This is a genomic window from Oceanobacillus sp. CF4.6, assembly GCF_051262635.1.
GTDB lineage: Bacteria > Bacillota > Bacilli > Bacillales > Amphibacillaceae > Oceanobacillus.
In genome coordinates this window covers 54325-67645 of the sequence record NZ_JBIMEX010000005.1, presented here as the reverse complement: position 1 = coordinate 67645, position 13321 = coordinate 54325, and the positions used below count along the sequence as shown (strand labels likewise).

17 protein-coding genes and 1 pseudogene are annotated in these 13321 nt (G+C 37.0%); 6 read left to right on the top strand and 12 right to left on the bottom strand.

The features are described from left to right. Window positions 1-10: 10 nt before the first annotated feature. The 3 genes from ACHABU_RS09740 to ACHABU_RS09730 are packed head-to-tail and all read left to right on the top strand — an operon-like array spanning window position 11 to window position 2213. The gene (locus ACHABU_RS09740; protein ID WP_435764640.1) at window positions 11-268 is read left to right on the top strand and encodes a cory-CC-star protein; all 258 of its coding nucleotides are present in this window, start codon (window positions 11-13) and stop codon (window positions 266-268) included. Window positions 269-297: 29 nt separating this feature from the next. After that, window positions 298-1230, top strand: coding sequence for an ArsA family ATPase (locus ACHABU_RS09735; RefSeq protein WP_435764639.1), 933 nt, complete (start codon window positions 298-300; stop codon window positions 1228-1230). Window positions 1231-1235: 5 nt separating this feature from the next. After that, window positions 1236-2213, top strand: coding sequence for a zinc-binding dehydrogenase (locus ACHABU_RS09730; protein ID WP_435764638.1), 978 nt, complete (start codon window positions 1236-1238; stop codon window positions 2211-2213). Between the two features lie 64 nt (window positions 2214-2277). Here the strand turns inward: ACHABU_RS09730 and ACHABU_RS09725 are convergent, their stop codons facing one another. The 8 genes from ACHABU_RS09725 to ACHABU_RS09690 all read right to left on the bottom strand — a co-directional run bounded on the left by ACHABU_RS09725 (window position 2278) and on the right by ACHABU_RS09690 (window position 7300). Then, window positions 2278-3507 carry a dicarboxylate/amino acid:cation symporter gene (locus ACHABU_RS09725; RefSeq protein WP_435764637.1) on the bottom strand — a complete coding sequence of 410 codons (1230 nt, stop codon included), beginning with the start codon at window positions 3505-3507 and terminating at the stop codon, window positions 2278-2280. Window positions 3508-3584: 77 nt separating this feature from the next. Continuing rightward, window positions 3585-4442 carry a DUF421 domain-containing protein gene (locus tag ACHABU_RS09720; protein ID WP_435764636.1) on the bottom strand — a complete coding sequence of 286 codons (858 nt, stop codon included), beginning with the start codon at window positions 4440-4442 and terminating at the stop codon, window positions 3585-3587. Window positions 4443-4457: 15 nt separating this feature from the next. Further along, complete coding sequence (locus tag ACHABU_RS09715; RefSeq protein WP_435764635.1) at window positions 4458-4658, bottom strand: DUF1657 domain-containing protein; 201 nt, start codon at window positions 4656-4658, stop codon at window positions 4458-4460. A 15-nt stretch (window positions 4659-4673) separates the two neighbouring features. Further along, entirely contained in the window at window positions 4674-5024 is a 351-nt protein-coding gene (gene spoVAE / locus ACHABU_RS09710) for a stage V sporulation protein AE (RefSeq protein ID WP_379496782.1), read from the bottom strand. Continuing rightward, on the bottom strand, window positions 5021-6037 hold the full coding sequence (spoVAD, locus tag ACHABU_RS09705) for a stage V sporulation protein AD (RefSeq protein WP_435764634.1): 1017 nt from the start codon (window positions 6035-6037) through the stop codon (window positions 5021-5023). The genes spoVAE and spoVAD overlap by 4 nt, the downstream gene beginning before the upstream one ends. After that, entirely contained in the window at window positions 6038-6517 is a 480-nt protein-coding gene (spoVAC, locus tag ACHABU_RS09700) for a stage V sporulation protein AC (protein ID WP_435764633.1), read from the bottom strand. Window positions 6518-6536: 19 nt separating this feature from the next. Beyond that, the gene (locus ACHABU_RS09695; RefSeq protein ID WP_435764632.1) at window positions 6537-7004 is read right to left on the bottom strand and encodes a YhcN/YlaJ family sporulation lipoprotein; all 468 of its coding nucleotides are present in this window, start codon (window positions 7002-7004) and stop codon (window positions 6537-6539) included. Window positions 7005-7096: 92 nt separating this feature from the next. Then, window positions 7097-7300 carry a DUF1657 domain-containing protein gene (locus ACHABU_RS09690; RefSeq protein ID WP_379496778.1) on the bottom strand — a complete coding sequence of 68 codons (204 nt, stop codon included), beginning with the start codon at window positions 7298-7300 and terminating at the stop codon, window positions 7097-7099. 120 nt (window positions 7301-7420) lie between these two features. On the opposite strand from ACHABU_RS09690, the gene ACHABU_RS09685 reads away from it, so the two are divergent. Continuing rightward, the gene (locus ACHABU_RS09685; RefSeq protein ID WP_435764631.1) at window positions 7421-7915 is read left to right on the top strand and encodes a hypothetical protein; all 495 of its coding nucleotides are present in this window, start codon (window positions 7421-7423) and stop codon (window positions 7913-7915) included. Between the two features lie 36 nt (window positions 7916-7951). On the opposite strand, the gene nfsA is transcribed toward ACHABU_RS09685, so the two are convergent. Both nfsA and ACHABU_RS09675 read right to left on the bottom strand, forming a co-directional pair. Continuing rightward, complete coding sequence (gene nfsA / locus ACHABU_RS09680; RefSeq protein WP_435764630.1) at window positions 7952-8698, bottom strand: oxygen-insensitive NADPH nitroreductase; 747 nt, start codon at window positions 8696-8698, stop codon at window positions 7952-7954. 22 nt (window positions 8699-8720) lie between these two features. Then, the gene (locus tag ACHABU_RS09675; RefSeq protein ID WP_435764629.1) at window positions 8721-9443 is read right to left on the bottom strand and encodes a hypothetical protein; all 723 of its coding nucleotides are present in this window, start codon (window positions 9441-9443) and stop codon (window positions 8721-8723) included. 603 nt (window positions 9444-10046) lie between these two features. Here ACHABU_RS09675 and ACHABU_RS09670 point away from each other — a divergent pair. Together ACHABU_RS09670 and ACHABU_RS09665 are read left to right on the top strand one after the other, a co-directional pair. Continuing rightward, window positions 10047-10454, top strand: coding sequence for a YwpF-like family protein (locus tag ACHABU_RS09670; RefSeq protein WP_435764628.1), 408 nt, complete (start codon window positions 10047-10049; stop codon window positions 10452-10454). 42 nt (window positions 10455-10496) lie between these two features. Then, a complete protein-coding gene (locus ACHABU_RS09665) occupies window positions 10497-11861 on the top strand; it encodes a TrkH family potassium uptake protein (RefSeq protein WP_435764627.1) in 1365 nt (454 codons plus the stop codon). Window positions 11862-11911: 50 nt separating this feature from the next. Here the strand turns inward: ACHABU_RS09665 and ACHABU_RS09660 are convergent. Both ACHABU_RS09660 and ACHABU_RS09655 read right to left on the bottom strand, forming a co-directional pair. Then, window positions 11912-11995: pseudogene (locus ACHABU_RS09660) on the bottom strand (YjcZ family sporulation protein); the annotation flags it as partial. 170 nt (window positions 11996-12165) lie between these two features. After that, window positions 12166-13305 carry a S1C family serine protease gene (locus ACHABU_RS09655; RefSeq protein ID WP_435764626.1) on the bottom strand — a complete coding sequence of 380 codons (1140 nt, stop codon included), beginning with the start codon at window positions 13303-13305 and terminating at the stop codon, window positions 12166-12168. Window positions 13306-13321 lie beyond the last annotated feature (16 nt).

The following is a 13321-nucleotide window of genomic DNA, read 5'->3' as shown; positions in this document are numbered from 1 at the left end:
GAGAGAAAATATGTTGGCTAGAATTAAGCAACTAATCGCATTTTATGAAGAAGTATTAAGTATGCCGCATCGTCAGGAAGTAGCTAGGGAACTGAGGAATGAAGATGATTTCTTCCTTTTATTACTCTATTCCGAAATGATTGGTATTCCAAATCCAGTATATTATTATACGCTTGAATTATATCCATATATGATAGAAAGCTTCCACGATTGGCATTTACGTATGGGAATGGAAAAGTCCCCAATGACAGGGATTCGCTGCTGTTAAGTGAAACTGATAGGAAAGGAAGTAAAATAATGCAGGATATAGATAAAAAAATTCTTTTTATAGGTGGTAAGGGAGGCGTTGGTAAGTCTACTACTGCTGCAGCAATAGCTTGGAAATCTGCCCAGACTGGTCTTAAGACATTATTAATCTCAACAGATCCGGCACATAATATTGGAGATATATTTGATCAAAATATTGGTGGAAAGACGAAACAAGTAGCGGAGAATCTGTTCGCTCTTGAAATCGACCCTGATACGGAAACAGAGAAATATATGAATGGTGTAAAAGAAAACATCAAGGGAATTGTACATTCGAGTATGATGGAGGAAGTACATCGCCAATTGGATACTGCAAAAGCATCACCTGGTGCAGATGAGGCTGCGTTATTTGATAAATTAATAGCTATTATTTTGGAAGAGCGAAGTAATTTTGATAGACTTATATTTGATACTGCTCCAACAGGTCATACGATTAGACTTTTGACGCTTCCTGAATTAATGGGTATCTGGATAGAGGGGCTTTTGCAGAAGAGACAGAAAACCAATGAAAATTACACACAATTATTAAATGACGGAGAACCGATAGAAGATCCTATTTATGATGTTTTAAAAGAAAGACAGGAAAAGTTCTCCAGAGCTAGAGAAGTGCTTCTTGATCATCATCAAACAGGTTTTATTTTCGTATTGAACCCGGAGAGGCTGCCTATACTAGAAACAAAAAAAGCAATTGAATTACTTGATAAATATCATTTACATGTTAAAACTTTAATTGTAAATAAAATATTGCCGGACGATGCTGCTGGAGAATTCTTCGACAAAAGAAAAGCCCATGAAAAAAGATATATCGTAATGATTGAAGAAACATTTAGGAAACAGGAGCTAATTTATGTGCCTCTCTTTTCTGGGGATATTACTAGTAAACAGGAATTGGAATCTATGAGTATGTATTACTCGAAAGGATGAAAAAAATGAAAGCATTTGTACTGGAAAATGGTAAATTAGAAGTGAAAGAAATGGATGAGCCTTCTGCAGGGAAACAGGAGGTTGTTGTGGCGATACGTGCTGCAGGACTGAATAGAAGGGATTTGTCTATTCCAAATCGAAGAGGTAATGATAAAGAAGCATTAATTCTAGGATCGGACGGTGCAGGTATTATTGAATCCGTTGGGCAAGGTGTTACCCGATTTAACGTAGGTGACGAGGTAATTATTAATCCTGCGCTTCGCTGGTACGAAAATAGTGATGCTCCTCCAAAAGGTTTTGATATATTAGGAATGCCAGGAAATGGTACCTTTGCTGAAAAAATAGTTTTGTCTGAGCAACAAGTAGAAAGAAAACCGGAAAACTTCACCTGGGATGAAGCCGGTGTATTTGCTCTTGCGGCATTAACCGGTTACCGTGCTCTTTTTACAAAAGGTCAGATTAAAAGTGGAGAGACTATATTTATACCTGGGGCTGGAAGTGGTGTCGCAACATATTTAATTTCTTTTGCTAAAAATGTAGGGGCCCGAGTTATCGTTACTTCTCGCAGTGAAGATAAACGAAATAAGGCGAGAGAACTAGGAGCAGATGTCGTACTTGATACGAATAGTAACTGGGAAGAAGCATTAGCGAATGAAACTGTGGATCTTGTGATTGATAGTGTTGGAGAGGCGACATTCAATCGATCCTTGGATGTATTAAAGAAAGGTGGACGCATCGTAATCTTTGGCGCCACTACAGATGATCAGGTAGAATTCGATTTACGTCGCTTTTTTTATGGCCAGTATCAACTGATTGGTACAACAATGGGAAGTAGACAGGAACTCCAGGCTGCTTTGGATCATGTTGTTAATTTTGATATGAAACCGGTTGTCGACAAGACCTTTTCACTTGATGATGCACAGGCGGCAATGGATTATTTAAAAGAAGGAGCGCAATTTGGAAAGGTTGCACTTCGAATATAAGACAAGAGCCAGCAGATATCTGCTGGCTCTTGCTATTACGAAGATCTAGATCTTACGTTAATAGTTAGTTAACTTCAGTTGTTTTCATCCAATCTTTACCTTCTATCTGCCTGGTAACAAGCATGCTGGAAACTGTATCCCCTGTTGCGTTAATCATTGTAGCAGGTGGGTCAACGACAACCCCAATTGCAGTTATGATAGGCAAGGCTTCGATTGGTAATCCATATAATGTAACAATCATCAATTCACCAATAAAGCCTCCACCAGGGACACCACTCATTACGATACCAGATAGTAAGCAAACAACAATCGCTGTTAAGAATGTGTCAATTCCACTGAAGTCCATATTGAATACCCCGAATACAAAAGCAATTTTCAACATAGCAGAGAGGCAGGAACCATCCATATGAATCGTTGCTCCAAGTGGCAACACGGTTTCCCGGATATCTTTTGGAACTCCAATTCTTTTTGCAGCTTGTAAATTGACAGGAAGAGAAGCTACACTACTGCCCGTCCCAAGCGCGGTAGCGGCAGGCGAGAGAATGTTTTTCCAAAAGCGGGTAACCCCTTCTTTTCCACCAGCTATAAATGCATACAATGTAAAACCGATTGCAAAGTATAAAACAGCAACCGGGTAATAAATGATTATGGCTTTTGCATAATCACCGATAAGTGCTGTACCAAATTCACCAATTAATGATGCAAAATAAGCTCCTAGTCCGATTGGTGCGTAATACATAATAAGCTGAATAATTTTCATGAATACGTCGGAAGCGCTAGTCAAAAATCTTGCAAATGGCCGGCCTTGTTCACCAGTTAAGCCCGTTGCAACACCTACTAATACCGAAAAAATGATTAATGCGAGCATGTTAGATTTGGAAAACAAATCAACAAAATCAGGAACTGTAAATGTATTTACAAGCTGATCTCCAAGACTAACCTCCTCGACTTCCTCAGGAGTAGTCAATGGAATATCAACTCCTGAGCCAGGTTGGAAAATAACCGTTGCTACTAACATAAATACGGAAGATATAATAGCTGTGACAATAAATACGGTCATCATGGATCCCATAATTTTTCCAAGCCTTTTCATACTGTTCATGCTGGCAATAGCCGAAGAAATTGTAAAGAAAACCAGTGGTACAACAATCATAAATAACAGATTAATAAAGATATCGCCTAACGGTTTGATAACGGTGGCTTCTTCACCAAAAATAAGGCCAATAATGGAGCCAATAATAATGGATGAGAGAAGAATAATAGGAAATCGATATGCTTTTAATTTTTCTTTCACATGTATTCAGTCCTTTTCGTGTTTAATTTATAATGACTCTATTATAGTACACGAAAGGTGAATGATAAAAAAGAAAATTAACTTAAATAAGGGGAGACCGTATCAATGGCATTTTGCATTTTTTTGCTATTTCGTTGGTACATACCCTTTGATTGTGGATTTTCCGTAGAAAGAGCAAATAGTTCCAAATCAGCTTGGCACTTCTTCATCGTTGCCAGAAGCAATGGCTTTTCTGTCGGTTCAGGAACTGCAATCATGTCATCATATAAGTCAATAGTCAGCTGGCCATCACTATCTGCCTGTGCCAGAAAGACATTTTCAATACTGACGTTCATTTTATCAAGTTCTGTTTCCAACCAATTCGGATTCAGAGATAGGTTTGCTAATGGTTCCAGTAATACATTGCCATCCATTACGACTGTTTGTGGTTCCTTTGCAGGGGCAAGCTTAATGCCTAAATCTTTCGCAGTAAGTGGACGATTTTCCCGTTTAGGCAGTACGCTTAATGTACCAGATGGTTCAAGGACAGCAAACTCAACATCTGACGCAAGAAATACATTATTATCACGAAGTTTTTCCAGAAGGTCATCTGTCGAATATCCTTCTTTCTTCAAATTATCTTCCATAATTTTCCCGTCCTGAATAAATACGGTGCTTTTTCCTTCTGTAAAATCCCGAAATGTTTTACTTTTTAATGATATTTTTTCCACTCCGAAAGGAATAACGAACCAAATGACCATAGCTATAAGGGCATAGCTGAAATTAGAATTCGGATCAATCGTATGGATGGCCGCAATGCCACCTAGGACAATTCCGGATATAGTCTCAAAAATATTTAATTGTGATAGTTGTTTTGTACCCAGCCATTTGACGAGGAAAAATAACAAGGCTATTAATGTTAAAGATCTGAGTACAACATTAATCCAATCCGGCACAGCAAATCTTCCTCTCTATTTATATTGGGGCTCTTCTTTTGAAAGCTCTACCACTTGTTTTTGAAGGTCATTCTTAATTTCTTCCATAATTTGTCCAACATTTTCAAATGCTTGTTTAGACTCTACTTCCTGTGCTTTGTTTGTTAAAATCTCGAGACTTGCTTCTATACTTTTAATCGATGAATAACATCCTTTAACCTGTGACCCGACAGTCATACAAATCAACTCCATTTATCCTTTTGGTTTGAAAATTAAGGCTCCTATTACACCAAAAATAATAGCGGAAGAAATACCGGAACTTGTTACTTCAAACATCCCAGTGACCACCCCAATAATCCCATGTTTCTCTGCTTCCTGCATTGCACCATGAACAAGCGAATTTCCGAAGCTTGTAATCGGTACGGTGGCGCCTGCTCCTGCAAAGTCAATAAGGGGTTCATACAAGCCAAATCCATCGAGTATGGCGCCACTGACAACTAAAATCGTCAATGTATGTGCGGGGGACAGTTTGAAAACATCAAACATAATTTGGCCGATAACACAAATAAGTCCCCCTACGACGAATGCCCAGAAAAATATCATATCGTATCACTTCCCGATTCAATTGATACAGCATGTGCGATGCACGGTATAGGATCAGTTTGCTGTACACTTAATGTTGAGTGTAAAGATCCAGTGGCAACTACTAGTATTTTCTTAATTTCGCCTTGCGCCATTTGTTTGAGAAAGTGTCCATAAGTTACTACTGCAGAACAAGCAGAACCACTTGCACCTGCAAGAACTGGCTGACCTTCTCGATATATCGTAAGTCCGCAATCCACATATTTTTTTTCGTCTATCGGAATATTTTGCTTATGCATATAATCCAATGAGACCTCTCTGCCGATATGACCGAGGTCTCCGGTTATAATTAGATCATAGTAAGAGGGATCAACATTTCTTTCTCTTAAATGAATTTCGATTGTATCGGCAGCTGCAGCAGCCATCGCGCCACCCATATTGAAAGGGTCAGTCATACCCATATCGACAACTTTTCCGATGGTAGCTGAAGTTACTTTTGGACCAACACCTTCTTTGGCTACCAATGCACAGCCAGCACCCGTTACAGTCCACTGGGAGGTTGGAGGTTTCTGGCCACCATACTCAGTAGGATAACGAAACTGCTTTTCTGTGGCAGCATTGTGACTGGAAGATCCACTTAATATATAATTGGCACCATCCCCATTAATAATAGCAGCAGATAAAGCCAGACTTTCCATAGAGGTGGCACAAGCACTAAATAATCCGAAATAGGGAAGACCCATTGTACTTGCTGCAAAACTAGTCGGAGTGATTTGATTAATTAGGTCCCCACTAATAAAAAATTCGACTTGTTCTTTTTCAATCGCACTTTTTTTAATAGCTATCTGACAAGCTTCTTCCATCATTTTCTGCTGGGCCTTTTCAAAGGAAGCTTGTTTCAACCACATATCATCATGCAGTGTATCGAATGCTTCTGGGATATTACCATTAGCTTCAAAGGGACCACCGACAGTACCAGTGGTTAGAATAACTGGCTTTTTATTAAATATCCAAGTTTGATGTCCTGCTAGCATTTATAAGCCACCCCATTGAACGAGAATTGTTTTTATTAAAGCAACTACGAAAGCTGAAAATACACCATACACAATAACGGGACCCGCTAATTTAAGCATATTACTGCCAACTCCAAGTACAAATCCCTCTGTACGGTACTCGATTGCAGATGCTATGACGGCATTCCCAAATCCTGTTACGGGAACTGCCGAACCTGCTCCAGCAAACTGGCCGATTCGGTCATAAACACCAAAACCTGTTAAAAGCATGGTAATGAAAATAAGTGTTGCCACTGTAGGGTTGCCGGCTGTTTGTTCAGTGAAATTAAAATTGTATATATAGAATGTAGTAATGATTTGTCCAATAAAGCAAATGATTCCGCCAACTAAAAAAGCTTTTATGCAGTTTTTCAGCAAGGGTCTTTTTACTTCGCGCTTTGACTGGAATTCTTGATATTTCTGTGCTTCGGGTGGTAAGTTTTTCTTTTTCTGATCAGCCATAACGTATTCACTCTTTCTCTTAGGTCTGTTCCTTTGCCAATTTAACAAGCTGTTTTAATTTTTTCTCCATTTCTTTTTTTGAGATATTGTTATTATTGATGTCTTGCTCAAGCTTATTCAGTTCAAGGACAATCTTTTTGTCAGTTGAAAATTCGACCTTCAAGTCTTTAAATTTATCTTTCATTTCTTTTTTGTATTTCTTTTCGAGCTGTGACAATGTAAATCGTTCATGATGTTCAACTTCTATTGCGACAAATAGGGTGTCCTCCGTATTCACAGCTTTTACGGCAGTAATTTCTTCATGATTGCTTAAAATATCTTTCGCCTGGTTCGATGGCTGCTGACTCACTAGTTTATTATTAGAAATCTTTGTAATATCAATGGAATCATCATTATTTATTTTTCCTTGTTCCGTTGGTGGTGCATTACCACAAGCGGTCAAGATAAGAGCAATGCAACAGTAAAAAATCATTGTGGTTTTTCGCATATCTCACACCCATCTCTATCGTTTGAGGTATGTAAGGGGGGCATTAAAATCCGCCCCTTCACCTGTATCTAACTGGTTGCCTTCACTTCTGATTATTGTTTGTATTGTGGTTCTTCTTGTTCTATTTGGGTAACTCTTGGTTCAACGTTGTTTAGTATTGCCATTGTTTGTTGTGCAGCATCTTGATATAGTTGTTTAGCTTGTTTATTTTCAGTTTCGAGTGCGAATTGTTCGAAACTTGCCTGAGCACTTTTTAATCCTGCTATCGTTTGTTTGACCTGAGTGGCTACTGTCATTTCATCCCTCCTCATAAATACATTAATTATTTTGCAGAAAAAAGAGGTAAATATACGGTATAGCCATTACCATTAATTGTAATAAAAATAAATATATGGTAAATATGAAACTTTTTTAAAATGAATTCGTCTTATAGATATCGATTAAAAAAGTGGGGAGGGGCAACCATCAAATTAAAAGTAGTCGGGTCTGTTTTTATTTTATTTCTAATTTTTGTTGGGTTTAGTGTTTATTTTGATAGGGGGCAGGAGTCGCTAGTAACTGCAACGTCCACGCTAAGTAAAGTAGAGGATTTTTTACTTCATATAAGAATTGAAGAATCTAACCAGGGCGTTCAAGTAAAATGTTCGCTCCAATATATTGGTGAAGACAGAACTTTAATTGAACATCAATTACCATTCGTATCTGTATCTTATACAAATACGAATCATAATTTTAAAGAAGGTAATCGTTTTATTTCACAGGAATTGGGGAGTGGGGGTATTTATTATCTGCCAACAGAAATATTGCCTTTTCCCGAAGCTGGTGATACGAATATCTATATTAATGCGACATTTAAAGCGAATGGAAACCAAATACATATAGATCATAATGAAGAATTGTCATTTCAATAAAAACTGGCGCCTATTTACAATAGGCGCCAGTTTTTATCATCTCTTATTCAGATTTTTACTTTTTACAAATGGGGTTACATCCATGCGTGTTGGTGTACTGAATTTGCGAATCATTTGGTCTGTCCAAGTATCTACTTTTGTATTAGAAGAGCGATTTCCATAATAGCTTCTCATTTCGTTATCATATGCTTCAATAAATTGTTCCTGTTCAGCAAATGGTTTGTATTTATTTTCATGATAAATGGAATCGATTGGAAGTCTCGGTTTGATTTCAGGATTATGATCTGGATAGCCTATAACGAGTCCAAATAATGGAATAACATGACCCGGAAGTTCTAGCAGTTCATTTACCCGATTAATGTCATTTCGGAGGCTTCCAATATAACAAATACCTAGCCCCATTGATTCCGCAGCAATAGTGGCATTCTGGGCTGCAAGAGCTGCATCGATGGTTGCGACTATTAATTGCTCGGTACTCTCCAAATTGCTTTCCATGTATTGTTTTTCTTCGGTATTAGCGAGTTGATTGATGCGATGCAAATCCCCACAAAATAAAAGCATATGTGCATTATTTTTAACATGCGTATGTCCAGACACTTTATAAAGCTCGTTTTTTAAATTTTGATCTGTTACTCCGATAATAGAATATGCCATAACATTACTGGAGGTGGAAGCTTGCTGTGCTGATTTTACAATTGTATGAATTTGTTCCTGAGAAAGCTTTCGGTCTGTGAATTTTCGTATAGAACGGTGATTAAGTAATGTTTGAATAACTTGGTTCATTGCTATGAAGGCCCTCCTTATTTTAATTCCCAACAGATAAAGTCGTATGGAATCGTATTTTAGTATCCATTCCATACCACTCTGAAATATGCTGGTTGGTTGGTTCAAGTATATCTGGTGTACTTATTGTCAATTTCTCTTCATCGATCCATTCAACTGTAACATATGGCCATGTATAATTTAAGATATTAGCATCACTTGTTTCATTTTTCAAAGAGAGAACTTGCCAATTCGTTAAATCAATTACAACAAGGTGATTTAATTGCATGTTCTGCCCGTTTAAACGACTAAACTGCAGTGCGACTTTAGATTGGTCCGGAGAAACAAATAAATTTGTTGACTTAGCTAAATCGGCAACTAAGTAAGCAGGATTTTCACCAGTTTGATTAAATACTAAATAGGAACAAGCATCATGAAAGCAGGAAAACTCAAGCAGATAAATTTGATGATTATTCAATGGCAACTTTTCCAATTTCATTTCATTTATGGAATCGTTGCGACTTTTAACTCCATTGAGATATTCTCTCAGGATAGGAACCATTTCTAAATTAATGAGAACTTGTTCATCCTCTAGGGGAAATTCGATGAATTGTTCAACTTTTTCTTCCTTCTTTTGCTCAAACAGTGTCGGTTGCTGGTTTACTTCATTTAAATCCGTATCCAATTTTTCAATAACGTTTGATGAAGAATTCGAGCACCCTGTAATAAGGAGGAGTGTACTAATCAGGATAAATTTTTTAATCATATATAAGTCTCCAAATTATTTTTTTGTGAATACATCTAATTATACAATAATTTAGCAGATATTTTCATTTTTTCACAAAATAAAAAGAGACCCCATCGATCTCTTTCGTTAAAAATATAGATTTAGATTACAAAAGATTCGTTTTGACTTGTATTATAATCAACTTTTAGCAACACGTGTACAGGTTTTTGTTGGAGAAAAGTAGTTAGATTATTTTGTTCTTCTGGATCCCGATCATTAATTATTGTGAAAGTTTCTTCTCTTTTAGTAGTTAAAAAAAGGATAATAGTTTGGGAAGATTTTGTGCATCTGCTATCATATGTTTACGGTATAAATAAATATTTAGCTTTACAGTCGGAAGCAAGCTGATGGAAATCCATAATTTCTTTCATATGCAACGTATCGTTGAGTTGAATTTTATAGGATTCAATTATATCCATACGAACACCCCAGTTTTTATTTTTTATTATTTGCTAATAAATACCCTGGGTAAATAAGTACTAAACATTTTGAAGGATAAAATAGAAAAGATCCATATTAAATTATTTCTTTTTTTGGTACACTCTAGTTAGCTGAAATATATGGAGGAACGAGGGGAATACGTTGAAAACTTTTAAGCTGAAGAAATTGGAAATAGTAGATCACAACGAGGATATCGAGCAGAAAAATATTACGTTGCTTGATGGACTCATCATAAATAGAGAAGACGACAATAGTCAATGGCTTATTGAAGCATATATTGATAAATCAAACTTCGAATATTTCAGTAAGCTATATGAAAAACAGGATGAAATTATGGTGCAGGCTACGATAACAAAAGAGAGCAATGAGCCAGCTACATTTATTACAACAGTACTTGGTGTAAATGAAATTGGTGACGATATGAATGTATTATTTATGGGGAAAATTATCGACAGAAGAAAAAACATCGTTGAAGATTTGTTGACCGATTTAATAAATCAAGGCTTCCAGGGGAAGGAACTACTTGAAAAGTTTAAAGAATTGGCTTAATAATGATAGAAACGGAATATTCTAGTAGCTAGGAGCAATTATATGAAATTGTATTACGCGAAATACCGATGGATTAATAAATTAACACCAGTTCAAATGTTACTGTCTTTCTACCTCTTAGCCGTTCTTTTTTCCACCATCATTCTTGCTTTGCCAGTAGCACATCAGGATGGAGTGGAAATTCCTTTTATTGATATATTATTCACAGCAGTAAGTGCGATCAGTGTAACAGGCTTGAGTACCATTTCAATTGCAGAATCGTTAAGTACAACAGGAATCATATTGCTCGCACTAATCATGCAATTGGGCGCAGTTGGGATTATGGCGATGGGTACGTTAATCTGGCTTTTACTAGGCAAAAAAATAGGGCTGAAGGAAAGAAGTCTCATTATGACAGATCAGAATCAGACCAGTTTTGAAGGGATGGTTCGTTTAGTAAAAGGTATTGTCTACGTACTATTGGTTATTGAGCTGATTGGTTTCCTCATTCTGGGAACATATTTTCTGCAATATTTTCCGACAGCAGGTGAAGCCTATTTACATGGATTTTTTGGTACAATCAGTGCAATAACGAATGGGGGATTTGATATTACCGGTGCATCACTTATTCCTTTTCGGGATGATTACTTTGTTCAGTTTATCAATATACTGCTAATTATCTTTGGTGCAATTGGTTTTCCGGTGCTGATTGAAGTGAAGGAATATTTGTTTATGAAGAATAAATCACGTAGCTTATTTCGATTTACTTTGTTTACAAAAGTAACAACATCCACATTTTTTATTTTAATCGTGGTGGGTACGATGGGCATTTACCTCTTGGATATGAATGCCTTTTTTGCAGATAAATCATGGCATGAATCTTTTTTTTATGCCTTATTTCAATCGGTAACAACGAGAAGTGGCGGTCTATCCACCATGGATGTTAGTTTACTTTCTGAACCTAATCAGTTGTTTATGTCATTTCTAATGTTTATTGGAGCTTCTCCGAGCAGTGCTGGTGGAGGGATTCGTACCACCACATTTGCACTAGCGGCCATTTATGTTTTTACATATATTCGTGGAGGTAAAAGTATTCGTATTTTTAATCGGGAAATTTACGATGAAGATTTAGCAAAAGCAGTTGCAGTTACTTTAGTTGGAATCTTTTTGGTATTTAGTTCTGTACTATTCATAAAGGTGATTGAACCGTTCTCTTTGGAACAAATTTTGTTTGAAGTAACTTCTGCCTTTGGGACTGTAGGACTTTCTCTGGGTATAACGGAGGATTTAACGACGGTGAGTAAAATGTTGCTCATGTTCCTTATGTTTATTGGTAGGGTCGGTATCATAACATTCTTGCTCATATTTAAAGGAAAGAAAGAAAAACGAAATTACCATTATCCAAAGGAAAAAATTATTATTGGATAAGTGTTAATTAAAAACGGCTTGTGCTATATTTTTAGCACAAGCCTGTTTTGTTAGCAGTAAAATGCTGCTCCTACAATAATCAATAGGATAAAAAGCACAACAATTAATGCAAAGTTGTTGTATCCACCACCGCTGTAACCGCCGTAGTTTCCACAGTCATATCCGCCATATCCATAGCCCATGCTTTTTCACCTCCCGATGGTACATTAATACTGTATGCATCTGGTGATAATGTGTATAGACGTTTTAACTAGAAAATATAATTGGAAACAACTCAACTCTCGCACAGGCAGTTAAAGCCTAATCAGCTTTCGGGGTCGGTATAATCAAGAATTTTCAACTGATCGTTTTCATACCCAATAACAAACTCAAATTGAAAAGTTTCTTTTATCGTATCCTGTTCATTCGGGATATTCGATTCAATCGTAACTTCTACAATTGTCTCAATGTGGTTGTTTTCCAGCATTGTACTGCTTAATTCGGAAAAATCAAGATTTATAATATTGATATATTGATTTCTGAATTCCTGGTAGCTTAATTCCAACTGCAGTGAGCTGCCGAGTAACGTATATGCTCCAACATAATCCCTGATAGACAGGTTCTCAAGGAAATAGGTAGTTAAATATTCTGCTCCTTCTAAAACCTGATCAGGATCAGAGAAACCAATGATATCTGTAACGCTTGAAAAATCCAATTGCTCATTCTGTGCTTCATTTGACCATTTGGTTACCTGGTCGAACACCTCGACGATGGGGATACTAAAACCGATTGTCCCATCCTGGGTGCCAACAGAGTTAATTCCGATCATCTCACCCGTTTCTCTTTTGATGAGAGGCCCTCCACTATTTCCTTGTGATATCTGAGCGGATATCTGATAAACATTTGAATAATCATAGCCATCAACAGAAAAATTACGCTCTGTACCTGAAATAATCCCTAGTGTGACCGTATTTTGAAAGCCATGTGGACTTCCTAAGGCAATTACTTCATCTCCTATTTCCGCATTTGTTTCTTCAGCAATCGGAAGGGGAGAAAGTCCAGCGAGCTGTGGGACTCTTATTACAGCGATATCGACATCCTCACTAATCCCAATCACAGCTGCTGGATAAATTTGAGCATTTGCTGTTCTTATGTGAATCGCTTCTGCATCTTGTATAACATGGGCGTTCGTGATAATATCGCCCTTTTCATTATAAAGAAAACCGGATCCAGTAATCTTACTGACCTCATTTTGGCCTTCGATTTGAACGACATTTTTTTCCACCTTATGAATAATTGATTTAAGATCCAAGGAAGTATTGTCGGTTGCTACTTCGTTAACAACAGGATTATTTATGGTTATATCCTCGGAATGCCAATTATCATAGATTTGTAAGGCTAGAATGATACCAATCAATACTAGTATGAGAGTTATGATAATGGGGGGATATCGTTTATTTCTCATGATGAGCTCCTCTTTA

Bases quoted from the DNA above. Each gene is read 5' to 3' on its own strand.
- ACHABU_RS09675 (WP_435764629.1), bottom strand. From the start codon at position 9,443: ATGATTAAAAAATTTATCCTGATTAGTACACTCCTCCTTATTACAGGG.
- ACHABU_RS09730 (WP_435764638.1), top strand. From the start codon at position 1,236: ATGAAAGCATTTGTACTGGAAAATGGTAAATTAGAAGTGAAAGAAATG.
- ACHABU_RS09685 (WP_435764631.1), top strand. From the start codon at position 7,421: ATGAATTCGTCTTATAGATATCGATTAAAAAAGTGGGGAGGGGCAACC.
- ACHABU_RS09715 (WP_435764635.1), bottom strand. From the start codon at position 4,658: ATGACTGTCGGGTCACAGGTTAAAGGATGTTATTCATCGATTAAAAGT.
- spoVAE (WP_379496782.1), bottom strand. From the start codon at position 5,024: ATGATATTTTTCTGGGCATTCGTCGTAGGGGGACTTATTTGTGTTATC.
- ACHABU_RS09690 (WP_379496778.1), bottom strand. From the start codon at position 7,300: ATGACAGTAGCCACTCAGGTCAAACAAACGATAGCAGGATTAAAAAGT.
- spoVAC (WP_435764633.1), bottom strand. From the start codon at position 6,517: ATGGCTGATCAGAAAAAGAAAAACTTACCACCCGAAGCACAGAAATAT.
- ACHABU_RS09665 (WP_435764627.1), top strand. From the start codon at position 10,497: ATGAAATTGTATTACGCGAAATACCGATGGATTAATAAATTAACACCA.
- ACHABU_RS09695 (WP_435764632.1), bottom strand. From the start codon at position 7,004: ATGCGAAAAACCACAATGATTTTTTACTGTTGCATTGCTCTTATCTTG.
- ACHABU_RS09655 (WP_435764626.1), bottom strand. From the start codon at position 13,305: ATGAGAAATAAACGATATCCCCCCATTATCATAACTCTCATACTAGTA.
- nfsA (WP_435764630.1), bottom strand. From the start codon at position 8,698: ATGAACCAAGTTATTCAAACATTACTTAATCACCGTTCTATACGAAAA.
- ACHABU_RS09735 (WP_435764639.1), top strand. From the start codon at position 298: ATGCAGGATATAGATAAAAAAATTCTTTTTATAGGTGGTAAGGGAGGC.
- ACHABU_RS09740 (WP_435764640.1), top strand. From the start codon at position 11: ATGTTGGCTAGAATTAAGCAACTAATCGCATTTTATGAAGAAGTATTA.
- spoVAD (WP_435764634.1), bottom strand. From the start codon at position 6,037: ATGCTAGCAGGACATCAAACTTGGATATTTAATAAAAAGCCAGTTATT.